Annotated in this window: 26 protein-coding genes; 19 read left to right on the top strand and 7 right to left on the bottom strand. The window is 59.0% G+C overall.

The genetic code is table 11. The features are described from left to right. The first annotated feature begins 110 nt into the window (after nt 1-110). Together HL45_RS04590 and HL45_RS04585 are read left to right on the top strand one after the other, a co-directional pair. Entirely contained in the window at nt 111-1,094 is a 984-nt protein-coding gene (locus HL45_RS04590; protein WP_049969910.1) for a hypothetical protein, read from the top strand. 212 nt (nt 1,095-1,306) lie between these two features. Beyond that, nucleotides 1,307-2,950 (top strand): Na+/H+ antiporter NhaC family protein, encoded by a 1,644-nt coding sequence (locus HL45_RS04585; RefSeq protein ID WP_049969909.1) that lies wholly within the window; start codon nt 1,307-1,309, stop codon nt 2,948-2,950. A gap of 6 nt (nt 2,951-2,956) precedes the next feature. Here the strand turns inward: HL45_RS04585 and HL45_RS04580 are convergent, their stop codons facing one another. The 3 genes from HL45_RS04580 to HL45_RS04570 all read right to left on the bottom strand — a co-directional run bounded on the left by HL45_RS04580 (nt 2,957) and on the right by HL45_RS04570 (nt 4,998). After that, nucleotides 2,957-3,622: a hypothetical protein gene (locus HL45_RS04580; RefSeq protein WP_049969908.1), complete on the bottom strand. Its 666-nt coding sequence runs from the start codon at nt 3,620-3,622 to the stop codon at nt 2,957-2,959. Continuing rightward, nucleotides 3,619-4,212: a hypothetical protein gene (locus tag HL45_RS04575; protein WP_049969907.1), complete on the bottom strand. Its 594-nt coding sequence runs from the start codon at nt 4,210-4,212 to the stop codon at nt 3,619-3,621. The genes HL45_RS04580 and HL45_RS04575 overlap by 4 nt, the downstream gene beginning before the upstream one ends. A gap of 171 nt (nt 4,213-4,383) precedes the next feature. Beyond that, a complete protein-coding gene (locus HL45_RS04570; protein WP_049969906.1) occupies nt 4,384-4,998 on the bottom strand; it encodes a ZIP family metal transporter in 615 nt (204 codons plus the stop codon). A gap of 116 nt (nt 4,999-5,114) precedes the next feature. Here HL45_RS04570 and HL45_RS21090 point away from each other — a divergent pair, with 116 nt between their 5' ends. The 3 genes from HL45_RS21090 to HL45_RS04560 all read left to right on the top strand — a co-directional run bounded on the left by HL45_RS21090 (nt 5,115) and on the right by HL45_RS04560 (nt 6,715). Continuing rightward, nucleotides 5,115-5,255 carry a hypothetical protein gene (locus tag HL45_RS21090; protein ID WP_162833843.1) on the top strand — a complete coding sequence of 47 codons (141 nt, stop codon included), beginning with the start codon at nt 5,115-5,117 and terminating at the stop codon, nt 5,253-5,255. A gap of 38 nt (nt 5,256-5,293) precedes the next feature. Continuing rightward, the gene (locus HL45_RS04565; protein ID WP_049969905.1) at nt 5,294-6,241 is read left to right on the top strand and encodes an alpha/beta hydrolase; all 948 of its coding nucleotides are present in this window, start codon (nt 5,294-5,296) and stop codon (nt 6,239-6,241) included. 111 nt (nt 6,242-6,352) lie between these two features. After that, nucleotides 6,353-6,715 carry a DUF7344 domain-containing protein gene (locus HL45_RS04560; RefSeq protein WP_049969904.1) on the top strand — a complete coding sequence of 121 codons (363 nt, stop codon included), beginning with the start codon at nt 6,353-6,355 and terminating at the stop codon, nt 6,713-6,715. 40 nt (nt 6,716-6,755) lie between these two features. On the opposite strand, the gene HL45_RS04555 is transcribed toward HL45_RS04560, so the two are convergent. Beyond that, nucleotides 6,756-7,250 carry a metal-dependent hydrolase gene (locus HL45_RS04555; protein ID WP_049969903.1) on the bottom strand — a complete coding sequence of 165 codons (495 nt, stop codon included), beginning with the start codon at nt 7,248-7,250 and terminating at the stop codon, nt 6,756-6,758. Between the two features lie 72 nt (nt 7,251-7,322). Between HL45_RS04555 and HL45_RS04550 the strand changes: the two genes are divergently transcribed. The 7 genes from HL45_RS04550 (at nt 7,323) to ppc (ending at nt 13,225) form a co-directional block, all read left to right on the top strand. Continuing rightward, nucleotides 7,323-8,012: an SDR family NAD(P)-dependent oxidoreductase gene (locus HL45_RS04550; RefSeq protein ID WP_049969902.1), complete on the top strand. Its 690-nt coding sequence runs from the start codon at nt 7,323-7,325 to the stop codon at nt 8,010-8,012. A gap of 311 nt (nt 8,013-8,323) precedes the next feature. Beyond that, nucleotides 8,324-9,130, top strand: coding sequence for a coiled-coil domain-containing protein (locus HL45_RS04545; RefSeq protein WP_049969901.1), 807 nt, complete (start codon nt 8,324-8,326; stop codon nt 9,128-9,130). After that, entirely contained in the window at nt 9,131-9,550 is a 420-nt protein-coding gene (locus tag HL45_RS04540; protein ID WP_049969900.1) for a hypothetical protein, read from the top strand. Then, nucleotides 9,547-9,864 (top strand): DedA family protein, encoded by a 318-nt coding sequence (locus HL45_RS04535; protein WP_049969899.1) that lies wholly within the window; start codon nt 9,547-9,549, stop codon nt 9,862-9,864. The genes HL45_RS04540 and HL45_RS04535 overlap by 4 nt, the downstream gene beginning before the upstream one ends. Then, entirely contained in the window at nt 9,815-10,069 is a 255-nt protein-coding gene (locus HL45_RS19825) for a DedA family protein (RefSeq protein WP_084156791.1), read from the top strand. Before HL45_RS04535 ends, HL45_RS19825 begins: the two co-directional genes overlap by 50 nt. A 73-nt stretch (nt 10,070-10,142) precedes the next feature. Next, nucleotides 10,143-10,472: a transcription factor S gene (locus tag HL45_RS04530; protein WP_049969898.1), complete on the top strand. Its 330-nt coding sequence runs from the start codon at nt 10,143-10,145 to the stop codon at nt 10,470-10,472. A 68-nt stretch (nt 10,473-10,540) separates the two neighbouring features. Next, nucleotides 10,541-13,225, top strand: a complete 2,685-nt coding sequence (gene ppc / locus HL45_RS04525; protein ID WP_049969897.1) for a phosphoenolpyruvate carboxylase — start codon at nt 10,541-10,543, stop codon at nt 13,223-13,225. Between the two features lie 65 nt (nt 13,226-13,290). Here ppc and HL45_RS04520 read toward each other — a convergent pair whose 3' ends face one another. Then, on the bottom strand, nt 13,291-14,859 hold the full coding sequence (locus tag HL45_RS04520; protein ID WP_049969896.1) for a globin-coupled sensor protein: 1,569 nt from the start codon (nt 14,857-14,859) through the stop codon (nt 13,291-13,293). A gap of 104 nt (nt 14,860-14,963) precedes the next feature. On the opposite strand from HL45_RS04520, the gene HL45_RS04515 reads away from it, so the two are divergent. Both HL45_RS04515 and HL45_RS04510 read left to right on the top strand, forming a co-directional pair. Further along, a complete protein-coding gene (locus tag HL45_RS04515) occupies nt 14,964-15,473 on the top strand; it encodes a hypothetical protein (protein WP_049969895.1) in 510 nt (169 codons plus the stop codon). Between the two features lie 49 nt (nt 15,474-15,522). After that, nucleotides 15,523-16,413 carry a hypothetical protein gene (locus tag HL45_RS04510; RefSeq protein WP_049969894.1) on the top strand — a complete coding sequence of 297 codons (891 nt, stop codon included), beginning with the start codon at nt 15,523-15,525 and terminating at the stop codon, nt 16,411-16,413. Between the two features lie 14 nt (nt 16,414-16,427). Here HL45_RS04510 and HL45_RS04505 read toward each other — a convergent pair whose 3' ends face one another. Then, nucleotides 16,428-17,258 (bottom strand): ZIP family metal transporter, encoded by an 831-nt coding sequence (locus tag HL45_RS04505; protein WP_049969893.1) that lies wholly within the window; start codon nt 17,256-17,258, stop codon nt 16,428-16,430. A gap of 84 nt (nt 17,259-17,342) precedes the next feature. Here HL45_RS04505 and HL45_RS04500 point away from each other — a divergent pair, with 84 nt between their 5' ends. Both HL45_RS04500 and HL45_RS04495 read left to right on the top strand, forming a co-directional pair. After that, entirely contained in the window at nt 17,343-17,594 is a 252-nt protein-coding gene (locus HL45_RS04500; RefSeq protein ID WP_049969892.1) for a hypothetical protein, read from the top strand. Between the two features lie 4 nt (nt 17,595-17,598). Continuing rightward, nucleotides 17,599-18,279, top strand: coding sequence for a YqjF family protein (locus HL45_RS04495; protein WP_049969891.1), 681 nt, complete (start codon nt 17,599-17,601; stop codon nt 18,277-18,279). Nucleotides 18,280-18,352: 73 nt separating this feature from the next. On the opposite strand, the gene HL45_RS04490 is transcribed toward HL45_RS04495, so the two are convergent. Continuing rightward, complete coding sequence (locus HL45_RS04490) at nt 18,353-18,874, bottom strand: hypothetical protein (RefSeq protein ID WP_144240000.1); 522 nt, start codon at nt 18,872-18,874, stop codon at nt 18,353-18,355. A 206-nt stretch (nt 18,875-19,080) separates the two neighbouring features. On the opposite strand from HL45_RS04490, the gene HL45_RS04485 reads away from it, so the two are divergent. From HL45_RS04485 to HL45_RS04475, 3 genes are all read left to right on the top strand, one after another. After that, nucleotides 19,081-19,812 (top strand): hypothetical protein, encoded by a 732-nt coding sequence (locus HL45_RS04485; RefSeq protein WP_049969889.1) that lies wholly within the window; start codon nt 19,081-19,083, stop codon nt 19,810-19,812. Between the two features lie 135 nt (nt 19,813-19,947). Continuing rightward, a complete protein-coding gene (locus HL45_RS04480; protein ID WP_049969888.1) occupies nt 19,948-20,928 on the top strand; it encodes a glycosyltransferase in 981 nt (326 codons plus the stop codon). Between the two features lie 47 nt (nt 20,929-20,975). After that, nucleotides 20,976-21,947 (top strand): beta-ribofuranosylaminobenzene 5'-phosphate synthase family protein, encoded by a 972-nt coding sequence (locus tag HL45_RS04475; protein WP_049969887.1) that lies wholly within the window; start codon nt 20,976-20,978, stop codon nt 21,945-21,947. Nucleotides 21,948-21,962 lie beyond the last annotated feature (15 nt).

The following is a 21,962-nucleotide window of genomic DNA, read 5'->3' as shown; positions in this document are numbered from 1 at the left end:
AGTCGAGAGGCTGACCATATATTTGTACCGAGAGTAGGCATCTTTTAGACAATTCTTAGAAAATGTAGCAGAAGTGTTTTTATTATCCATACAGTAAAGAAGACACGAGAATGCCCCGCCAACAGCTCATCGACGAGCTACCAATTCCTTCAAACCATCTGACTGAGATTGCGGCGGTGACGCTTCCCGAGCCGATTGCGGCGCTATCGAAGGAATACGACACTATCGTTGGTGACCGAGACGAGTTCCTCTGGCAATGGATATACACGCTGTTTCCATCGTTTACCCTTTCGTCCGTTCCGGCGGAATACGCGGAGACGGCCCGGACGCAGAAGACAATTCTGACGATGTTCGTGACCCTATTGGACGACCTCGCGGAGAAGGGCAACGACCGAGAAACCTTCGAAGAGGCGTGTCAGATTCCGTATCGTCCCGAAACTGTGAACCCCGGCAGAGAGGGGGTAAAAACGGAGCAGTTACGGTTCATCAAACGCGTTTGGGCGGCGTTCGAAGAAGGTATCGAAGTTGCACCAAAACACGACGAGCACAGGGACATTTTCGACTGCGACCTCCGCCAAACACTGACTGCTATCGACTACTCTCGCGTGTTGAACGACCACGTCGAAATCGCCAACATGGCGGGAATAGAGCATTATGATCCGCACAACATGTTGATGTTTCCGTACGCTGGCGTCGATTTGATGTTCTCGCCGTCGTTCGACGCGAACGACCTTTCCACACTGCGGTCGGTCATCTGGGAGTTACAGCGGATGGCCCGAATCGGCAACTGGACGACGACGTGGGAGCGCGAACTCGGCGAGGGAGATTACACGGCCGGGCCAGTCATCTACAGTCTGCAAGAGGGTTTCATCTCGTTGGAAGATTTAGATGCCACCGACGACGACGCCATCGAACGAGTGACCGAACAGATTCGGTCACACGACATCGAAGACCAGTTTATAAACGAATGGGAACGGCGATACGAGGCTGTGCGGGAGCGACAGGAACAGGCGGACAGCATCGACCTCAATGCATTCGTCGATGGGATGCGGACGGTGCTGGCGTACCAACTCGCGGCGCGCGGTCGAAAGTAAGAAGAACAGCAGTTCACGCGTCTGTCACGCTGTTTCACTGCGAAACCATCGTACCGCGTACCACGGTTTTGGTTTGAGCATACTTTGTTATCTTTTACTGAACTCCCTTTTTCACTGCGCGTTGATTCGGTCGTTATTTCAATTTGTTGAATAAAATTGGTAAGTTTGACATGAATAATTGTTTTTAACCATGCCCTGTGTACGCAATTGGCATGGCATCGGAATTTGGAGCACTGTCGCTGGTACCGCCGCTACTTGCCATCGTACTGGCCGTCGTCACGCGCCGAGCGATGCTGTCGCTGTTCATCGGCATCTGGGTCGGCGCCATCATCATAGTCAACGAAGTCAGCTTCGTCGGTGGTTTCCATTTCGAACCCACAAGTCCGGGGGTCGCGCAGATGTTCGATTGGGTTATCAATTCGATCGGCAATAGTACGTTCAACGCGAAAATTCTCGTCTTTACCCTGCTGATAGGGGCCGGGATTGCACTTATCTGGCAATTGGGTGGTGCGTTTGCCATCACGCGATTCGCCACTCGGCGAATCGACTCGCATCGTAGGGCGGGAATTACGACGTGGCTCCTCGGCCTTCTTTGGAACTTCGACGATTACGCCAACAACGCCATCGTCGGCAGTTCGATGAAGGACATCGCAGACGAGATGAAGATGTCTCGCGAGAAATTGGCGTACATCCTCGATTCGACCGCCGCGCCGATGGCGACCATCGGACTTTCCAGTTGGGTGGCGTTCGAAATCGGACTGATACACACCCAGTACGAGGAACTCGGCATTCAGGGAGAGACACCCACCGCGGCCACGACGTTCCTCCAGAGCATCCCCTTCAATATGTACGCGATTCTCGCGCTGGCGATGGTCGGTATCATCGTCATCACACAGCGCGATTTCGGCGAGATGCTCACCGCCGAAAACCGCGCTCAGCAAACTGGAAACGTCATTCGCGAAGACGCCCAGCCACTGCAAAGCATCAAGGAGGATTTGGGCGAACCCGCACTCGAAAACGCACCCCTCAGGATGTTCGTTTTGCCGGTCTTTGCGCTCGTCAGCGTCGTCATCGCTGGAGCCGTGATAACGGGATACGCCCCCGGGCGGACACCGGTCGAGATGTTCGAAAACACGGACGTCGCTGGCGCGCTCGTCTGGGGTTCGTTCGCCATGGTCGCGACGGGCATCGTCCTGTCGCAGGTTCACGGCGCGATGAGTTTAGACGAGACGATGGAAACCGTTCTCGACGGATTCGGGACGATGCTTCCGGCAGTCAGTATCCTCGTGTTGGCGTGGTCGATTGGTTCTGTCGCCACCGCGCTGGAAACCGGCGCGTATGTCACGGCATACGCGGAAGGAGTCGTCTCGCCGCTCATGCTTCCGGTCGTCATCTTCCTCATCTCCGCGTTCATCTCCCTCGCAATCGGTACGTCGTGGGGAACGATGTCGATAATGACGCCAATCGTGGTTCCGATGGCGTGGAGCATCGGCGGCGAGTCGTCGCAACTCATCGCAATGGCCGTGGGTGCGATGTTCAGCGGCGCTATTTTCGGCGACAACTGCTCGCCCATTTCCGACACCACTGTTCTCGCATCGACGTTCTCCGGGTCTGACCACATCGACCACGTTCGTACCCAGATGTACTACGCGGGAACCGTCCTCATCGCAACGGCGGTCATGTACCTGTTGTACGGACTCACGAACATCAATCCGCTCATCCTGCTTCCGGTCGGTGTCGTGGTGCTGGTCGCACTGGTCTACCTGTTTTCGGAGTGGGACGCAAAGCGCAAGAACGTCCCGTCGAAACCGGCGGCAAAGCGACAGTCGAGGCCGGACGTGACCAGCGACGACTAGGCTGGTTCACTCCGCAGTTCGGAGTGACAGTTTATCTGAAAGTTGTTTGCTCACTCCCGAGAGATACGCCGTACCCCAGACAGCGACGACGAGCGCCCCCATCGTGTTGTAGAACAAATCGAGGACGGTGTCGTCCAATCCGTACTGGGTGAGGATTTTGCCGATAGCGAGCAGACGCCCGATTTCACCGACGAAGAACTCGATGAGTTCCCAAACGACACCGAACGCCATGACGAAGAGCAGCAGGTAGACGAACATGAATTGCGGCGTCAGGTTCAGTCCCTCGGTGTATCCGTCGATTGCTCTGGCCGTAGCGTAGGCAGTCGCCGCAACGAGCGAGGACGACAGGGCGTGTGTCATATGGTCCCACCACCAGAGCGATTTGTACGGGCTCAGGTCGATGATTCCGGGAATTTGGAGCGTTCCGAATGCGTGGAGGAACATCGCAGTCGTAATCCATAGCACAAGACCAACGTCCATCGTGATGCCGTAGTCGCGCTTGAGCAGGGCGGGCAGTTGTGTGACCACTAACCCGACGAATGCGTTGACGATGATTCCGGTATTCCTCTCCCAAAGTCCGGCGATGAAGATGGCGACGAGTCCAACCTGCATCACACGAACCAGTTGGGACTGTCGTTTCTTCGAGAGGTGGAGATGGTCGCGGATTTTCATGCGTACTTCGCCTCCTCTGCGAATCGGGCATCCGCACGCTCGCGCCGCCGGAAGTACCAGCGGAAAACCCCGCCAGCGACGAGTCCGCCCGCAGTCGCAGCGATGAAGACGTACATCAACTGCGTATTCGTCCGGACGAACGGCGTTCCCCACATGCCGTGAGCAAACCCGGCTCCGACGGCCCAGAAGCCCGCGACTGCCATCGTCGTGATGACGACGAAAAACACCGCGAACCACGGCGTCATTCGAACTTCGGTGAGCAGATGCAGGTCAACGACGAGGAGCAGTGCCAGCGTTGCGATTGACAGCGCAGAGACGAACTCCGTGGCGAAATCCGGTTGAAAAACGCTGACCGCGAGCGGAAGCGCGGCAACCAGCAGGAACGGAAACGGAAGCATCTCCCGCCACGACCTGCCCGAAAGTATCGGTGCGATTCCGACTCCAACAACCGCGATTGCGAATCCCGCGGTGACCAGTTGCTCAAACACGATGCTCGTGATGGCAAACGAAATGACGATTCCCAACAATAACCACGCCAGCGCGGCGTTCGTTGCCGTATCCCGGACAAACCAGTTCTCCAATTGTGTCATCTTTTCCCCCAAACAAGGATAGCTACACCGCTCGGCGGATTCTGTACCCTTCCGGAGAAACACGACGAGTGAACGTATAAATCGAATGTCACTCGATTAGTGAGGTTGCTCGGATGCGATATTCCGTGTCGGCAGCGAAAAGAGACAGAGACGAAAATCGAGAGCGTGTAACTAACCCAGCAACACGTCGAGAACGAGCATCACGACGATGCCGAACATCATCCCGAGGGTGGCCGCACGCTCGTTTCCGCGAGCGTGCGTTTCGGGGACGATTTCGTCGCTGATGACGAACAGCATGCCGCCTGCGGCGAACCCCATCGCGTAGGGAAGCATCGGCGTGGCGACCTGTACCGCGAAGGCACCGAAAACGGCTAGCGGAATCTCGACCAGTCCGGTTCGGATGCCCGCGATTGCGGCGTAAAAGAGCGACTCGAATCCGGCGTTTCGCGCCGCGACGGAGACGGCCAACCCCTCCGGAACGTTCTGAATCCCGATTGCCAGCGTCAGCGCGAGTGCATCGCCGAGATTGCCCGCACCGAAGCCGACACCGACTGGAAACACGCCACCAATCTCGATGCCGGGGAGGATGAGGCTCGTGAAACTCGCGGAGAGTATGACCCCCGCGGCGAATCCGAGCGCCGAATCCAGCGAGCGTTCCGAGGGGTTTTGCCAGACCAGAACGAGCAGTGCACCGAGCGTGTTGAGCGCCGCGATAATGAGGCCACCAGCGAGTCCCCACAGGACACGGTTTTGCCCCAGGATTCGAACGAACAGCTCTTCCAGCATAGCGCAACTCGTCCTGTCAGACGAATCGAAAAAAACAAAAAGCCGCGGTCGAAACGCCGCCATTTCGGGCGTGGACGGGCAGGGGGATTGAAATTCACCGAGGTTGACGGGCGTGTATGGGATTTTGTGACATCTGCGAAAAACGTAAATCGAAGGGGACGCAGTTGGTCGGGCGAACAGGGGAGTTGTGGGTGTGTCGCGGCTGTATGATGCGGGCCGTCACCGGCAAGAAAGAGGAACTGTCGTTCATGCACTAAGCCGAGTTTTATGTCGTTCGTCACCGTGGTGAAACGCAATGACGAGCACACGGGCACGCGGGACGTTCGAGGAGTCGTCGGAGGAACCCGAACTGTCGCGGTTGCGGTACGCGAAGAACGACGCCGATTTCGAGAGCGAGGGAACGCGCTGTGCCGGATGGCTGTACACGCCGGAAGGTGAAACGAAACCGCCGGTTATCCTGATGGCCCCCGGGTTTGGCGCGGAACGGACGTTCGGCTTGCCGGAAATCGCAAAGCGGTTCGTCGCCCGCGGATTTGCAGTGTTTCTGTTCGACTACCGAAATTTCGGCGACAGCGACGGCGAACCGAGAACCCTCGTGCACTCCTCCCGACATGTCGAAGATTGGGAAGCGGCCATCGACCACGTCCGGGGACTCGACGCCATCGACCGGCGGAAAATCGCACTGTGGGGAACGTCGTACAGCGGTGGCCACGTCATCGAAGCGGCGGCGGACGACCACCGAATTTCCGCCGTCGTCGCGCAGACTCCCTTCCTCGACGGGCGAGCAGTGACGCGGTCGGCAGGAATCAAGAAGTCGCTTTCAGGGACGATTTCGGGAGTGCGCGACCTCGTCCGAAAGTACACGTTCCGGAGCCCGCGAACCGTCCCAATCGTCGGCGACCCTGACGAGTTTGCAGTAATAAACGCGCCGGGTGCAAAAGCGGGATACATGGACATTGTCCCCGACCCGCCGGTGTGGGAAAACGAGGTTCCGGCGCGCGTGTTCCTCGATATTCCGCGTTACCGCCCGATTTCGGTTATCGAGGATGTGCCATGTCCACTATTCTTGCTGGCGGGGCGGGACGATGAAGTCGTCTCCGCCTCCTCGGTACAAGAAGCCGCGGAGAAAGCCGACGCGACCTACGTCGAACTTCCAATCGGTCATTTCGACGTGTACGATTCGGCGTCGGAGGAGGTTCTGGGCTACGAAATGGCGTTTCTCGACCAACATCTTCGTGATTGACAACGCGGGTGACTTTCTCCGGGAAAAATAGATTGATTTTATATCGTATGGTGTTGTCTTGGATAATACCCGACAATGCAGATATCAGGCTCACTAAACAACTGTGAAACGGTGGATGGACAAATCCTCTCGGTGGAACATATCTTCGACGTTCTCACTGCTCCGGAACGGCGCGCAGTGCTGTACGTCCTGTGCAAACGAGAGAACACCATGAGTGTAGACGATTTGAGTAGTTACGTGGCGTCGGACGAAATCGATTTCATACAGGATTCGTCGGAACAAATCGCTACGTCCCTTCATCACCTCCATCTGCCAAAGCTCGAACAGTTTTCGCTCGTCGAGTATGACCGCGATTCGAACACGGTGACGGCAAATGGACTACCACGGCGACTCAAGCGGTATCTTCAAATCACGGCGGCGGACGAAATGGAAGCGTGTTCAGAAGACGCAACTACGTCGGAGCGGACTGCTTAGCCGACGATAGCCCCTCGATTCTTCCTCGTCCCGACATCCCTCAGCCGAAAGCGTGGCCGAGGAACCACGCGCCAGTGATGATGACGGTTCCGCCCGCGAACAGCAGGTAGTTCGCCTTCGTGTCGCTGGCCAGCGTGATGTCGAGCGTGAAATGCCTGTCCGAAACCGGCCAGAACGGGCGAATCCCCATCGGCGTCAGCACGTCCGCGAGGAGGTGGGAAACGATGGCGAGCGTCCCGACCAACAGTCCGAATCCGGCAAACCACAGTCCGGCAGAAGCACCAGCCTCGATTCCAGCGAGAACGCCCGCCACAGCACCCAAGAGTAATCCGACGAGGAGCGCGAACGGAATCGAATGTGTGGGGCCGCGATGTTGGAGTCTGCTCGTCTTCGAATCGAGGTCGGGAAGCATCGCCAGCGAAAGAGAGAGGCAGACACCCAAAAACGCGTGGTTTGGCAGTCCGGCGGCGACAAGAACACCGCCAATCGGCGCGTAGAGCGCGAGTGCGACGCCGAAATGACCCGGTTGGTACATAGTTTTTGCAGGTACCGAGCAGGGTTAACTCCGACGGAAACCGGTTTCACGAACCCACTCGTCAGACCCAGCATGGACGGATTGACGGCGGTCGTCACGGGCGGGACACGAGGAATCGGTCGGCAGGTTGCACGCACATTTGCGGACGAAGGTGCGAACGTCGCCCTCTGTGGGCGCGAGGCGGATGCAGTGGACGAAACCGTCGCCGACATCGAAGACGCGGGCGGGAGCGCCGTCGGCCTCCGGGCCGACGTGCGCGACGAGTTCGACGTGGAGCGACTGATGGAAACCGCGGCCAGATTCGAAAACGACGGTATCGACATCGTCGTGGCGAACGCCGGAATTTACCACGGAGCGCCGGGTGAGACGCCGCTCACCGCCGAACCCTACGCCGCGTTCGACGACACGTTCCGGACGAACTGCCGGGGCGTGTTCACCACGATTCGGGAGTCGCTCCCCCATCTCACCGAAAACGCCAGAATCGTCGTTCCGACTGGCGGAATTGGCCACAAAACGGAGGCCGGATACGGTTCTTACGCTGTCTCAAAAGCCGGGGCAGAGGCAGTTGTTCGCGGGTTTTCCGCGGAAATCGACCAGCCAGTCATGGGACTCGACCCCGGTGTCGTCGCCACGAAAATGATGCACGGAGAGGGCCGCGACCCCGAGGAAATCACGGGGATGTTCGTCTGGGCAGCAACGGACGTGGAGGACGTGACCGGCGAAATCGTCGGGCTGAAACAGTGGCGAGAAGCGACGAGATAGGGGAACCGGACGAACGAGAGCCGAGGAAATCGGAGATTTTCACAGGTGAACAAACGCTTTGCGTTTGCGAGTTACGGAAACCAAGGATTGTCAGGTACCGCGAAACTTCTTCTTTCGGAGGCGTGGCCTGCGCCTAACAGTAGTAATCAGTACAGTAGCAAGCCAACCTCTGCACCGAGTTATCGACACCGTCGTTCTTCGTTGCCCCATTACAACCACGCAAATGGCAGAATAGTTCCTTAATTTGCATTCGGTCACATCATTCAGAGCCGAAACGTTAAGTCAGCAGTGTGAGAAATAGTGTCTACCTGATGGCGAGTGAAGATGTGGGGAAGACGCACACGCCGGAGTTGCCCGATTCGGTAACTCGGTGGCTGGACGAGAAAGCCGACGAACTCGACATTTCGCGCCAGCAACTGCTCTCGGAACTGCTTACTGCACATCGCGCTCTGGACGAGGACGACGATATTGACGGCGAACTCGACACTCTTCGCGAGGAGTTCATGTCGAAACTGGCCGACGTGCGAGAGCGCGTCGTGCAGGTCAAACGCGAAACGGACAGGAAAGCATCCGCCGACCACGACCATCCCGACCTGCGAAACGAACTGGCCGACATTCAGCGCGCGGCCGAGGAACTTGACGCCCTGCGCGAGCGCGTTGCGGAGAACCGCGAGCGCACGGACGACGGGTTCGAGAACTACGAATCGGTGCTGGAGTACCTCACCGAGACGACCGACGAGTTGGAAAACCGTCTCGACGTGCTCGCTCGCGCGCTTGTCTCCGTCCGCGGTCAGACGCGCACGCTCGCCACGCAAAACGCGACACGGGCCGCGACCGCGGAACTCGCTCGCACGGCGAACCGAAACGGCATCACGAGCGCCAAATGCGGCGAGTGTGGGACGGGCGTCACCATCTCGCTTTTAACCGAACCGTCCTGTCCCCACTGTAGCGTGACGTTCGAGGACGTCGAACCGAAACAGGGCTTTTTCGGGTCGAATCGACTCGTCGTCGGTCGGCCGCCTGCAATCGAAGGGGACACGCTCGATTCCGACGTGGACGAACTGGTGGATGAAGTCGAGGCGATGAGAGACGCCGAAGAAATGAGCGAGGACGAATAGATGACGGACAGAGGGCCTCCGGAAGACGAAACGAGCAAGCGGGACGAACCACTCTCTGACCTCGCTGAACGAGTAGAGTCGCGCCGGAATCGAAATCCGGGCCGCGACCGCGGCGAGTTGGACGACGCGTTCACCCAAGAGAGCGTCGGCGACGTGGACGTGGGCGACATCTGGGCCGACTTAGAGGCCGAGGACAGCGGCGAACTCGTCGTTTCCGCATCGCAGGAAGAGAGCGAGGACGACCGCGACGTTCGCACGATTCCGAAATCAACCTGCCACGGCTGTCCGAATTTCGGCGACCCGCCGAGCGTCCACTGCACGCACGAGGGAACGAACGTCCTCACGATGGTCGATACGGAACAGTTCCGCGTAGCCGACTGCCCCATGGTCGTGGACGAAGAAACCCCACTTACCGAATGAGTGGACTCACCGAAACGGCTCTGTCGCTCATCCAGCAGTACGGCTTCCTCGCCGTCTTCGTGTTCGCGTTTTTAGAATCCTCGATGCTGTTTCCGCTCTTCCCGAGCGAATTTGTCGTTCCAACGGCGGCGGGACTGCTCGTCCGCGACCCGGTTTTGTTCGCCCTGTTCGTCATCGCGATGACGGTCGGAACGGTCGTCGGCAGTCTATTGCCGTACTTCGTCGGCCACGAGGGCCACGACGCGATAGACAAGTACGGTCGCTATCCGTGTTTCGCCGGACGAAACCGACCGTGCGAGTCGCTGGTTCCGTAGATGGGGCAAACACTCCGTCCTGTGGGGGCGACTTCTGCCCGTTTTGCGCTCCGTCATCTCGATTCCCGCCGGATTCGCGGAGATGGAGTTCCGGAAGTTCGTCGTCTACACGACGGTTGGCGCGCTCGCGTTCAATTTGCTGGTCACGGGATTGGTGTACGTTGGCCGGGACGACCTCCTGCATCTGCTTTCGGTGCTTCCGTAGGCTGCCTGTTTCCAGCGATTTCACACTCCCGCAGTACGTGGCGCTTTTGAACCTCCACGCGCTACTCCGGGGTATGCAATTCTGCGACGACTGCGGCTCCATGATGAAATCCATGGGGTCGAAGATGGTCTGTGCGAACAGCGACTGTCAGGCGACCACCGCAAAGGACGAAGAGCGCGCGAAGGAGTTCGTCTCCACGGAAGAACAGGGCGATTCGGAAATCATCGAAACGGAAGAGGGCGCGGATTTTGAGGGCAAACCGACCGCCACGGACATCACCTGTGACAAATGCGGCCACGGCGAAGCGTGGTACACCATCAAACAGACCGCCTCCGCCGACGAACCGCCGACGCGATTTTTCAAATGTAAGGAGTGTGGCTATCGCTGGCGGGGATACAACTAACTTGCACAGTTCTCGCAGTTTTTGACTCCAGACCGACGTTTTAGGTATTGCCACGACGACGGTATGGTATGCGATTACATACCCGCGACGTTAGCCAAGACGTACGCGAACTCGGCGGTTTGCTCGGTGACGTGCTTTCTCGGCTTGGCTCGGAGGAAGCGTTCGAGTCGGTCGAAACCCTGCGAACCGAATCAATCGACTACCGGCGTGGGGAAACCGATTCCCGCGATGCGGTTCGGGGCGAAATCAGTGGGCTGTCGCCGGAACTGTCGGGGCACGTCGCCCGTTCGTTTGCGACCTACTTCGAACTCATCAACCTCGCGGAGGAGCGCCAGCGAGTCCGCGCGATTCGGGAGGGAACGCAGGAAGGCACCTTGGATGATAGCCTTCGGGCGACCGCCGAAACGCTGGCCGAGGAGGATGCCGACCCGGAAACCGTCCAGCGGGTGCTTGCGGACGTAGCGGTCGTTCCGACGTTTACCGCCCATCCGACGGAAGCGCGCCGGAAGACGGTGAAGGCGAAACTGCGGTCGGTTGCGAGCCTGCTGTCCGAGTTGGACGAGCGCAGACTGACCGACAGGGAGCAGGCGAAACTGGAGCGACAGTTGGAAAGCGAAGTGACCGGACTGTGGGAAACCCGCCAAGTGAGAAAGCGCAGGCCGGATGTGACCGACGAAGCGCGAAACGTGCTCTGGTATCTCGAAAACGTCCTGTTCGACATCGTCGGTGAGGTGTACGACGAACTCGATCGCACGGTCGGCGAGGAGTTCGACACCGACGTTCCGGAGCTATTTTCGTTCCGCTCGTGGGCCGGGAGCGACCGCGACGGCAACCCCTACGTCACGCCCGAAATCACGGCGGAGACGCTTGCCAACCAGCGCGAGGTCGTGCTGGAACGCTACCGCGACGAACTGAAACGACTTTCTGGGGTGCTAAGTCAGGACGGTGACCGAGCCCGGACGAGCAATGAGTTCAAATCGAGCCTCGAAAGCGACCGGGAGCGATTTCCCGCCATCGCCGAGCGGGCGACCGACCGCTATCCCGACGAACCCTACCGCCAGAAACTCGCCCTGATGCGGGTTCGAATCGACCGCGTGGGCGACGTGCGACCCGGTGGCTACGCCGACGCCGAGGAACTGCTGACCGACGTGACCGTCATCGCGGACAGCCTCCGCGAAAACGGCGGAGAGGCGGTCGTCGAGACGGAAGTTGACCCACTCTTGCGGCAGGTCGAAACCTTCGATTTCTCTCTCGCCTCGCTGGATTTGCGCGACCATCAGGAAAACCACACAACGGCGATTGCGGAGGCGCTGGCCCGCAAGGGCTTCGACTACGATTCGATGAACGAGGAGGAGCGCGTCGAATTGCTCACGGACGCGATTTTGCAGGACGAACCGATTATCAGCCTCGACCCGGAGGGGCTTTCGGAGACGGCTGGTCGGGTGCTGACGCTGTTTTCGGAAACCGCGAACTGGCAGAAGGAGTACGGACAAACGGCAATCGACACCTACTGCATCAGCATGACCGAAGAGGCGAGCCACGTCCTCGAAGTGCTGTTTCTGGCAGACCAAGCCGGAATCGTTGATTTGCCCGGCTACTCCGGACTGGACGTGGTTCCCCTGCTCGAAACCGAGTACGCCCTCTCGGGTGCCCGGCGTATCATCGGGACGCTGTTCGAAAACGAAGCCTACGCCGCGGCATTGGAGGCCCGCGGCGGCAGTCAGGAAATCATGCTCGGCTACTCCGATTCGAACAAGGAAAACGGCTTTTTGGCGGCGAACTGGAGCCTCTACAAGAATCAGAAGCGACTCGCCGAAATCGCCGAGGAGTACGACGTGACCCTTCGCCTGTTCCACGGGCGCGGCGGGTCGATTTCCCGCGGCGGCGGGCCGATGAACGAAGCCCTGCTCGCGCTTCCGCGTGAAACTGTCTCCGGACAGGTGAAGTTCACCGAGCAAGGCGAGGCCATCGCCGAGAAGTACGCCAATCCTGCGATTGCCGAGCGCAACGTCGAACAGATGTTGGACGCCCAGATTCGCGCGCGCTACGACGCGATAGACGAAGGCTCCGAATCGCTTCCCGAGGAGTGGACGGAAACGATGGACGTGGCGGCGGATACGGCCCGTGACGCCTACCGCGACCTGCTCGAATCGGAGGGATTCGTCTCCTACTTCGAGCAGACGACGCCGATTCAGGTCATCGAAGACCTGAATCTCGGGTCGCGCCCCGCCTCCCGTTCCGGCGAGCGAACCGTGGAAGACCTCCGGGCGATTCCGTGGGTGTTCTCGTGGACGCAATCGCGCTGTATCCTGCCGGGGTGGTACGCCCTCGCGGCCGGATTGGACTCCGTCATCGAGGACGGAAAGATGGACACTCTGAAAGAAATGTACGAGGAGTGGCCCTTCTTCCGCACGACGCTGGACAACGCCACGTTGGCGCTCGCCCGCACCGACCTCGAAATTTCGGCGGAGTACGCGACCCTCGCGGAGGACGACCTGCGCGAGGAGTTCTTCCCGCGATTGGAGGCGGAACACGAGCGTTGTGTCGAGCTCGTTACGGAAATCACAGGCCGGGACGAACTGCTCGAACGAGAGTGGCTTCAAAACAGCCTCGAACGGCGAAATCCCTACGTTGACCCGCTCAACCTGCTTCAAGTGAACCTCCTTCGTCAAACCCACCTTACCGAGACGGAGCGTCGGGCGCTCCGTCTCACGGTAACCGGCGTTGCAGCGGGGATGAAAAACACAGGATAGTTGGAGGAAAGAAAATAAAATTGTAGCCACCTCGAATATGGCCGTTTCAATCGGTGCTATCGAGGTTACACTCTATTGATGTCGCTATCGCTTTCACCGAGATAGGTGACGATTTCGTCCAGTTCCTTGATGGTCATCGCCTGTTCCTCGTTCGTGCCCGCGATGGACGATACCTCGTTCGACACGCGAGTCGCCGTCTCTGAGGCATCGTCTATCATCGTTGCAACCTCTTGCGTACTCGATGCCTGTTCGTCCGTCGCGGCGGTTATCTCTTCCATGCCGATTGCGGTTTCGGTGGCCGAATCCACGATTCGTTCGAGTTTTTGGCTGGTTTGCCGGACGGCGGTGACCGTTTCGCTGATACTGGTTTCGCTTTCGGCGAGACTGTCGAGCGTGCTTGCGGTTCGGGATTCGATGCGTTCGACCATCGATTCGATTTCCGAGGCGCGAACTTTCGACTCCTCGGCGAGCGATTTGACCTCTTCCGCGACGACGGCGAACCCGTTGCCCGCTTCTCCGGCGCGAGCGGCCTCGATGGACGCGTTGAGCGCGAGGAGGTTCGTCTGGTCGGCCACGTCGTTTATCATATCGACCGCGTCACCGATTTCGTGAACGGCATTCTGGAGTTCCTCGGCATCGACGACCATGCTCTCGCGGGCGTCGTCGGTGGCTTTCGACGCGCCGATGGCCTGCTGACCGAGTTCTTGGCCCTCCTCGGCGAGTGACTGGGATTCTCGGCTCTGCTTTTCCACTTCGTTCGCGCTGGCCGCGATTTCCTCGACCGTCGCGCTCTGAGTGGACACTTCGCTGGCGATTCGCTCCATGTTGTCTGACATCTCGTCGGTGAGCAGGCTGATTTCTGCCGAACTCTCCGCGACTTCTCCGGCGGATTCGTGCGCATCCATGACGTGGTTTTCGGTCGATTGCCTGAGTCCACGGGAGCGTTCGATTTCCCGCTTCATCTGCTGGCTATGGGAATGAACGTAGGTGTCTGCCGTGATTTGCATGTCGAGATTGAGAACCCGGAGGACGGACAGCACGTCCTCGAAACTGTCCTGTACGGCGTCTTGCACCGAAGACACCAGTTCGTCAACGTCGTTTTTCGGTTTGGCAAGTTGTCCGCCGTCGGTCGCCGCGGGCGACACTCGGTCACGAATCAGAGATTCCATGTCGTCTTCCAGTCGCTCGCTCAACACGGAGGAAATGAGGTCGTAGTAGACGCCGTACTGGCCGAGATAGAAGTTGAGCGGCATATCCAGCATGTCGTGGAGTTTGCCGATTCGCGCCCGGTTTTTCACGTACTCCTCACCGTAGGTACCGTCCGCGAGCGTGACGAGGTACTCGCTTTGGGTCGCTTTCAGCGACTCGATGTCTCGCGTAGAATCAGCAAGAATCTCGCTCGTCTCCTCGTGTTTCAGTACGTTTTCGTAGAACCGGTCGGCGATTTCCTCGCGGTTGGCTTCAAACGCCGGGCGAAGCGACGTGAGTCGCTCCGCGTCTTCGCCGTCGAAATCCAGCAACGATTTTCGTCGGTCGATTTCCGCCGCATCGATACCCATTTCGGCGAGTTGCGCGTCCATGTCCACCTGTGCGCCGAGTTCCGAATTGCCAAATATTTCGTCCGTGTCGTCCATGTTCGAAATTCGGTCGAACGTCTTTAAGTTACTACCGTTCTCATCAATGAAAATTACGGGGCAAACGTTAGGGGTGTTCGTGCCGTGCGCTGGTTCGGGAAAGTATGGACGGAGTCAACAGACGACGATTTCTCGAACTAGCGGCAGGAACGGTCGGACTCGCTGGCACTTCACACGGAGCGACCCAAGGGGCGTTCCGGTTCAATCGGAGAATGGTGTTCGAAGACCCTGACGTGCTGTCGGATGCGTATTTAAACCGCATCGTTCTCGTCACGGATACGTCGGAAGCCGAAGCGAACGTGCCATCCGTCGGTAGGTGCGGATTCGACGACCCGTGGCCGCCGGAGAACGTGGACGCATTTCAGGGCCTGGTAGTGGAGTGGCGAAATCGGGACACGGCCAGATTGTTCGGGACGGATAGACGAGTTCGGGCGGAAAAACTCGTTCGACGCCACCTCTTTGTCGAACGCCGAGAAACGCCGGTCGAACTCGGCACGCCGTTCATCATCAGCAACGTCGTTCGCTGTCCAGATGGGTTGGTGGGCGTCGAAGCGAATCAGATTCCGGGGATTCGAATCGAGACGCCTTCCGGCAACGAGGAGGGCGTGGGATGAAAGAGTTGTTTCCCTGAAAGTATTTATCCGATGGCGCGCGAAACGACGTGTGAAACGCCGTCGTTTGCTCTCCAGTGCCGCATTCGCACTCTCCGGTTGCGCCAGTCTGTCGACCGACAGGAAAGCGACGGGAACCACACGGACGACGAATACGACCCCCAAACCGAATACGGTAACGAACACGACGAAGGAGACAGAAACGACGATTTCTAAATCGTTCAGTCGAACTGTCGGCGAGACGATTTCCGCGGAATCCGGACTGAAACTCACGATTTCTGACTGCTGGATACAGCACTCGCTCATCTGGGCAAACTTCCCCGACGCACTGACGGTTACTGCACACGAGGGGAAGCAGTTCGTTTTCGTCCTCGTTTCGGGGACGGGCGACGTGCCACCGCCACGGTCTGCGTTCACTCTTTCACTCGACGGGACGACCTACTGGCCGAAATCGGAGTTCGAAAACGAACCCCTCGAACTGGTCGATTCCGACCACGACGAGAAACCGTATCAGACGCAAAATGAAAGGCAGAGTAGCTACGGCAACGGATGGCTCCTGTTCGAAATTCCCGACGAGACAGCGGGAGAGATGGCGATTGGATGGGAGGGTGAGGATGCCACCGCCGAATGGTCGCTAACCGACAATCAGGTTTCCGCATTCACCGCACCGCGTCCGAAGTTCGAAATCGTCTCGTTCGACGTGCCGGGGCGCGCCGAATCCATCCCGTTCGAAATGAGCGTAACTGTTCGGAACGTCGGTGACGGAGACGGGTCGTTTCGGGGCGTGTTGAATCAGCGCGGCAACATGGTACTGACGTGGTTTACGCTTTCTGTGCCCGCCGGAGAAACCCGAACGTGGCGGTACGATTATCGTCACCATGCCGAAAAACTGGCTCTCGTGTGGGAAGATGGAACTATCGACCGCGATGTCGAAATCGGATAGAAAACAGATACGGTTTAGGGCTGTGCGATGGTTAACCAGAAGACGAAGACGACCACGCCGCCGAGCGTCGTGCTGGCGACGGCGTGGGTACGAAGTTTGTCGAGCAGGTGGTGTGCGTCGTCAGAGAGTTGTGCAACTTCGTACACCTCGCCGCCGAGTTCACAGCGCGGAAGGAAGTCCATCGCAACGTGGAGGAAGACGCCCGCGGCGAAGCCGAAGACGATGCCGTTGACCGCGTCGCTGGACGGAACGTTGAGAAGCGCAGAAAGGATTGCCGTGATGCCGACGCCCGCCGCGGGGAGCAGGAGAACCGAGACGGGTTTGCCAGCGCGCTGGAGGCGGTGGGCCGCGACGTAGCCTGCCGGGCCTTTGTGGGAGACGATGGCGAGTCCGAGCAGGAGGCCGAGGCTCGGCATGTTGCCGTACACGAGTCCGATGATGGCCCCTGCGGTGAGCGAATGGGCAGTCAGTTCGAGCGCGGCGTGGTCGAAGGGAACGTCCAAGTGCATCAGTCGATGGCCGATGGTGTGCGCGCCGAAGCCGGTCAAAATACCGAAGGCGATACCGAACCCGCCGAACTGTGGATGGTGGCCGATTGCGTTGGGAACGAGGAACACCGCGGCGCTAGTTATCATCGCGCCGCTGGCTAGACCGAACGCCCAGACGAGTTTTCTCGCGTGCGTAGACTCGCCCGAACGCGACCCGAGCGCGGCGGCCCCTGCCATCGCGGCGAACGCGACCCACGCGATTGCGAGCACCTTGTCCAACTCCGCGGACACAGCAAAGCCCGACAGCACGACGAGGGCGAGAAATCCGAGGAGTCCGATTCGAGACAGCCGTGACATGGTTATTAATCTTTGACTGAATCTTATTACACCGTCGGTTTTCGGCCACAACACTAATTTATTGTGACATACTCGGCACGAGTAATGCAGACGAAGACGGTTCGAAACACCCTTCCCCTTCCTGCCGGTCGTGCAGTGCAGGTGCTTGTCATGGTCGCCCTGTTCGCGGTGACGATGCCCTTCGCGGACGCAGTCGTGTCCGGAACGCTCTCGCGCCTCGGATTCTCCGTGGCTGGCACTGGTTCGCTTCAGGCACTCCAACTGCTGTTCATCGGGGGAATGTCCGCCAGCGTCGCGCTCTGCTGTTTCGCCTGCTGGCGCGTCGTGCGGTCGTAAGGTCATGCGTGCGTTCCAGTTTACGTGGCAGGATTGCCTGTTCGTCCACTGGCCGGTCGAACGAGATGCGCTTCGAACCGTCGTCCCGGATTCTCTGGCGCTCGATACCGACGAGGGACAGGCGTGGGTCAGCGTCCTCGCTTCCACCATCGAAAACGCCAGACCGCCGGGTGTGCCAACCAGATTCGGAATGACGTTCCCGCAGGTCAACTTCCGAACCTACGTCCGCCTCGGTCAGACGGCAGGCGTCTATTTTCTGAGCCTCGACACCAGCAGTCGCCTCGCGGTTCGTGTCGCCCGGTCACTCTACCGACTGCCGTACTACTACGCGGACACCGTCGTGGATTCCGGGTCACGCCACCGATTTCGGAGTCGGCGCATGCAACGCAGCGCACCCCCAGTCGAGTTCGAAGCGACCTACGAACCGGAAGGGTCTGCAAAGACGCCGGAATCGGGGACGCTCTCCGCGTTCCTCTCGGAACGCTATCGTCTGTTCGTCCCGCAGGCGGGACTCACGACCAGAATCGAGCACGACCCGTGGTATCTGTATCCCGCGACTGCCGACGTGAGCGCGGAATCGCTGTTCGAAGCGGTTGGACTGTCCGAACCGAACCGGGAACCCCGAGTTCGGTACTGTCCACGAATGGAGTTTCAGGTTCGGACACCGACGCGAATCGAGAAGTAAGTTGGAGTAAAAACAGGGTTCGGGATACGTGTCAAAGCGTTCTCAAAAGTCGTCTTCGACCGACTCTTCTTTTTTACCAAGAAACTTCGAACGTTCGCTCGGTCGCCGTCTCGTCCTCTTCGACTTGGACGAACGCGCCGCTGTCATTGAACTTCTTGACGATTCCTTCGACGATTCCTTGATCCATCGACGCTGGATATGGCGTTTCGCACACCATTCGGCCGCTGGTTTCGCCGGTTTTCTCGAAGTCGTAATGACCGACATCGCCTCGGTGGTGCATCTGGTACACGTCGTCGAGCGCCGTCAAGGCGGTTTCGACGTTGTCGATTGCTGGCGGCCATTCGACGGTTTCCGGAATCTCTTTGCCAATCGTTTTCACGGTTCGCGGGCCAATCGCGTCCACGAGTTCATCGAGCGCGTCAATCGCGTCTTCGAGGGAGTACCACTCGCCTTGCTGTGGTTCCGGAATTCCGTGACTGTCGAGTACGTCGATAACGCGCTTTCGATACGCGTCCGATAGTCGTGAGACGCCCTCCACGAGGGATGAGAGTGAATCACCTTGTACTTCTGTACCTGCTGTTGCCATCTGAGCCATAAAAAACCTGTCTCGCACGTATATTAAATAGGTTACTATTATCAGTTTAAATAATTGGAGAAGGAGTTAATAGATTGGCGGGAAAATACCAGAGGTAGACGACGACACCGTCGTATATCCGCCAGAAATGTTTAGTTAGTTATTGGTAAATCGTGTCGTATGTTACCACCCATAAGTTTATTATTTTTAAACTATTGCATCTAAATATGAGCGTCGAAGACAAATCTTCCGAATCCGAAACAGCGCACGAAACCTACGAAATCGAGGATGTGGCTTTCATCGGTCGCACACTCGAAGAGTACGTGCGTATGTTCGACCTCGACTTAGCGGAACTCGATGACGCCGCGATTCTCGACTGTCCGTCGGGTGCCTGCGCGTTCGTCGCCGAGGCGACCAAACGCGGCATTTCCGCGGTCGGCGCGGACGTGATGTATCAGTCCGACTACGGCGACCTCGACGAACGCGGCGAGGTGGATATCGAAATGGCGCTCGACGGCTTCGACGGCGTCGAAGACCTCTTCGAATGGGAGTTCTACGGCGACGTGGATGGTGTTCGAGAACACTGGACGAACGCTTACGAAACGTTCCTCGGTGACTACTCCGCAGGGCTTTCCTCTGGTCGGTACGTCCCCGCGAAACTTCCGAACCTCCCCTTCGAGGACGACGAGTTCACCCTCACGCTTTCGGCACACTTGCTGTTCCTGTACGCCGGGCGACTCAGCCACGAGTTCCACGTCGAATCCCTGCGCGAACTCGCTCGGGTCACCGAGGACGAAGTCCGCGTTTACCCCCTCGCAGACTTCGAAGGCACGCCGTATCCGCGACTGGACGAGATTCTCGAAACACTCGCAGAAGACGGTCACGGCGTCGAAATCGAATCCGTCCCGTTCGAGTTCCAGCGCGGTGCCAGCGACATCCTCGTCATCGACTGCGCTTGAGTTCAGTTACTCGTCTTTCGACTGGTTCCCGTTGACGCACTCGCCTCCATCCCCCATCGATTCTATTGTCTACTATTTATCCACTGCAATCATAAAATCCAAATATACTTGCCGCGGCACCGTAGAGAGTTTTCCATGAGTCGGACCGTCGCCGTCGCACATTATCCGGAGGGTGCTGGTCACGCGACCCGGATGCTCGCCGTGGCACAAGCACTGGAAGGGCCGGAAACAGATGTCGTCCTTGCCGGTGGGGGTCCCGGGTCGCAGTTCATCGAATACAACGGCTACGAGGCCTACCACCCCGCGACAGTCGATTACATCGGTGATTACCAAGGAGGCTCTCTTTTCGACGTGCTTACACGGAGCGTTCCGAACAGCGCGAAACGGGTGTTCGATTTCGCTCGATGGCTTCGACGAGAAGACCCCGCCGCGCTCATTACGGACGACATGTTCGCCGCGATGGCCGCCCAACTGACCGATACGCCACTGTACGTGCTCACCCACAACGCCGCGTCCTACTACGACGCCGCGGTCGAACAGGCGTTCACGTGGTTGCTCAACCGATACCAACTGTCGGTGGCCCATGCGTTCCTCTATCCTGCAGTTTGGCCGCCAGACAGGGGCGACCCACCGGGCGTCGTCCACATCCCTCCAATCGCGCTCGAACCGAACGGCGCTGAGGCACCGGACGACGTGGGCGTCCTCGTGGTTCCCAGTACGTACTCAACGAACTTCGACGAACTCGCGCGAACGCTTCGGGCGGAAGGCCACACCGTCACGCTCGTCGGCGACGACAACTGGGAGTGCGCCGCCTCGCTCCTGCCGTGGATTCGGTCGGCCGACGTGGTCGTCTGTTCGGGCTACTCCACCGTGATGGAGGCCGCCGTGGGCGGAACGCCCTGTATCATCTATCCCTTCACGGACGAACAGCACGGCGTTTCGCGCGTCATCGAGCGCAGAGGGCTTCGCGGGTTCCAAGTCGAACACTCGATTCCGCACGTCGTCCGTGCTGTGCGCCACCCGCCGGAATCGCCCAGCCACGAAAACGGAGCGGAACGGGCCGCGGAGTTCGTCCTCGACCATATGGAACGAGAAACGGCCCCGATACCGCGGTAATTTGCCACTGCCGAAATCGGCTTTTTTGCCACCACTGACCTGTACGTATGGCACAGGTGACGGTTGGCGCGCGACTCCACTTCGGATTTCAGAACCTCTCGCTCGCCTACGAGCGACTGTACGGCGGGCTTGGAGTCGCACTCGAATCGCCGACCGTCTCGGTCGAAGCCCTGCCCGCGGACGAAATACGATGCGAGGATTTTCGCGAGAGAGAGTACGCACGCTGTGCGACGGATATTTTGGGCGTTCCGGGTATCGACCTGCAAGTCCGAGAAACCCTCCCGGGTCACGTCGGACTCGGAAGCGGAACGCAACTCGCGCTTACCGTTCTCGCCGCAACTGCGCGAGCATACGATTGCCGACCCGAAATCCGCGACAACGCGCCCGCACTCGACCGCGGCGGGAGAAGCGGTGTCGGCGTTTCGACGTTCGAGCGGGGCGGATTCGTGGTCGATGCAGGACACCCTACCGAACGGTTCACCACCGACCGTCCCTCCCGCGGCGAGTGGTCGGTTCCGCCCGTCGTGGCCCAGCACACGATTCCCGAGGCGTGGCGCTTCGTGGTCGTGCTTCCGGAGGCGGAACCCGGACGAAGCGGCGACAACGAGGACGAAAGTATGCGAACGGTGGTCGAACGAGCAGACCCCGCGATTGCGGACGATATTTCGGCCGTACTGCTCCGTCAGGTGCTTCCGGCAATCGCGGGAGATGACCCGGAGACATTCGGGGGCGGAGTCGCCGAAATCGGGCGATTGAACGGCGCGTGGTACGCAGACGAGCAGGGAGGCGTCTATCGACCGCCAGTCGGCGAACTCGTGACCGAAATGGAAAAATCACCCGCAATTTTCGGCGCAGGGCAATCTTCGTGGGGGCCTGCCGTGTACGGCGTAACGACGAAAAAAGACGCAGACAGCGCGGTTGAGGCGGCGGAAATGGCGCTCGATTCCGCGAGCGTCGGCGGTGACGTGTTGGTCGCTCGGCCGAGAAACACGGGTGCGAGCGTAAACGGTAAGCAGTAGGCCCGAGTGTCACCG

Origin of the sequence: Haladaptatus cibarius D43, assembly GCF_000710615.1 — an archaeon.
Classification (GTDB): Archaea; Halobacteriota; Halobacteria; order Halobacteriales; family Haladaptataceae; genus Haladaptatus; species Haladaptatus cibarius.
Note: the sequence above shows the minus strand (reverse complement) of the source record. Positions and strands in the feature narration are given on the sequence as shown.

Coding starts and splice junctions, on each gene's coding strand:
- HL45_RS04590 (WP_049969910.1), top strand. CDS start 111: ATGCCCCGCCAACAGCTCATCGACGAGCTACCAATTCCTTCAAACCAT.
- HL45_RS04585 (WP_049969909.1), top strand. CDS start 1,307: ATGGCATCGGAATTTGGAGCACTGTCGCTGGTACCGCCGCTACTTGCC.
- HL45_RS04580 (WP_049969908.1), bottom strand. CDS start 3,622: ATGAAAATCCGCGACCATCTCCACCTCTCGAAGAAACGACAGTCCCAA.
- HL45_RS04575 (WP_049969907.1), bottom strand. CDS start 4,212: ATGACACAATTGGAGAACTGGTTTGTCCGGGATACGGCAACGAACGCC.
- HL45_RS04570 (WP_049969906.1), bottom strand. CDS start 4,998: ATGCTGGAAGAGCTGTTCGTTCGAATCCTGGGGCAAAACCGTGTCCTG.
- HL45_RS21090 (WP_162833843.1), top strand. CDS start 5,115: ATGGGATTTTGTGACATCTGCGAAAAACGTAAATCGAAGGGGACGCAG.
- HL45_RS04565 (WP_049969905.1), top strand. CDS start 5,294: ATGACGAGCACACGGGCACGCGGGACGTTCGAGGAGTCGTCGGAGGAA.
- HL45_RS04555 (WP_049969903.1), bottom strand. CDS start 7,250: ATGTACCAACCGGGTCATTTCGGCGTCGCACTCGCGCTCTACGCGCCG.
- HL45_RS04550 (WP_049969902.1), top strand. CDS start 7,323: ATGGACGGATTGACGGCGGTCGTCACGGGCGGGACACGAGGAATCGGT.
- HL45_RS04545 (WP_049969901.1), top strand. CDS start 8,324: ATGGCGAGTGAAGATGTGGGGAAGACGCACACGCCGGAGTTGCCCGAT.
- HL45_RS04540 (WP_049969900.1), top strand. CDS start 9,131: ATGACGGACAGAGGGCCTCCGGAAGACGAAACGAGCAAGCGGGACGAA.
- HL45_RS04535 (WP_049969899.1), top strand. CDS start 9,547: ATGAGTGGACTCACCGAAACGGCTCTGTCGCTCATCCAGCAGTACGGC.
- HL45_RS04530 (WP_049969898.1), top strand. CDS start 10,143: ATGCAATTCTGCGACGACTGCGGCTCCATGATGAAATCCATGGGGTCG.
- ppc (WP_049969897.1), top strand. CDS start 10,541: ATGCGATTACATACCCGCGACGTTAGCCAAGACGTACGCGAACTCGGC.
- HL45_RS04520 (WP_049969896.1), bottom strand. CDS start 14,859: ATGGACGACACGGACGAAATATTTGGCAATTCGGAACTCGGCGCACAG.
- HL45_RS04515 (WP_049969895.1), top strand. CDS start 14,964: ATGGACGGAGTCAACAGACGACGATTTCTCGAACTAGCGGCAGGAACG.
- HL45_RS04505 (WP_049969893.1), bottom strand. CDS start 17,258: ATGTCACGGCTGTCTCGAATCGGACTCCTCGGATTTCTCGCCCTCGTC.
- HL45_RS04500 (WP_049969892.1), top strand. CDS start 17,343: ATGCAGACGAAGACGGTTCGAAACACCCTTCCCCTTCCTGCCGGTCGT.
- HL45_RS04495 (WP_049969891.1), top strand. CDS start 17,599: ATGCGTGCGTTCCAGTTTACGTGGCAGGATTGCCTGTTCGTCCACTGG.
- HL45_RS04490 (WP_144240000.1), bottom strand. CDS start 18,874: ATGGCTCAGATGGCAACAGCAGGTACAGAAGTACAAGGTGATTCACTC.
- HL45_RS04485 (WP_049969889.1), top strand. CDS start 19,081: ATGAGCGTCGAAGACAAATCTTCCGAATCCGAAACAGCGCACGAAACC.
- HL45_RS04480 (WP_049969888.1), top strand. CDS start 19,948: ATGAGTCGGACCGTCGCCGTCGCACATTATCCGGAGGGTGCTGGTCAC.
- HL45_RS04475 (WP_049969887.1), top strand. CDS start 20,976: ATGGCACAGGTGACGGTTGGCGCGCGACTCCACTTCGGATTTCAGAAC.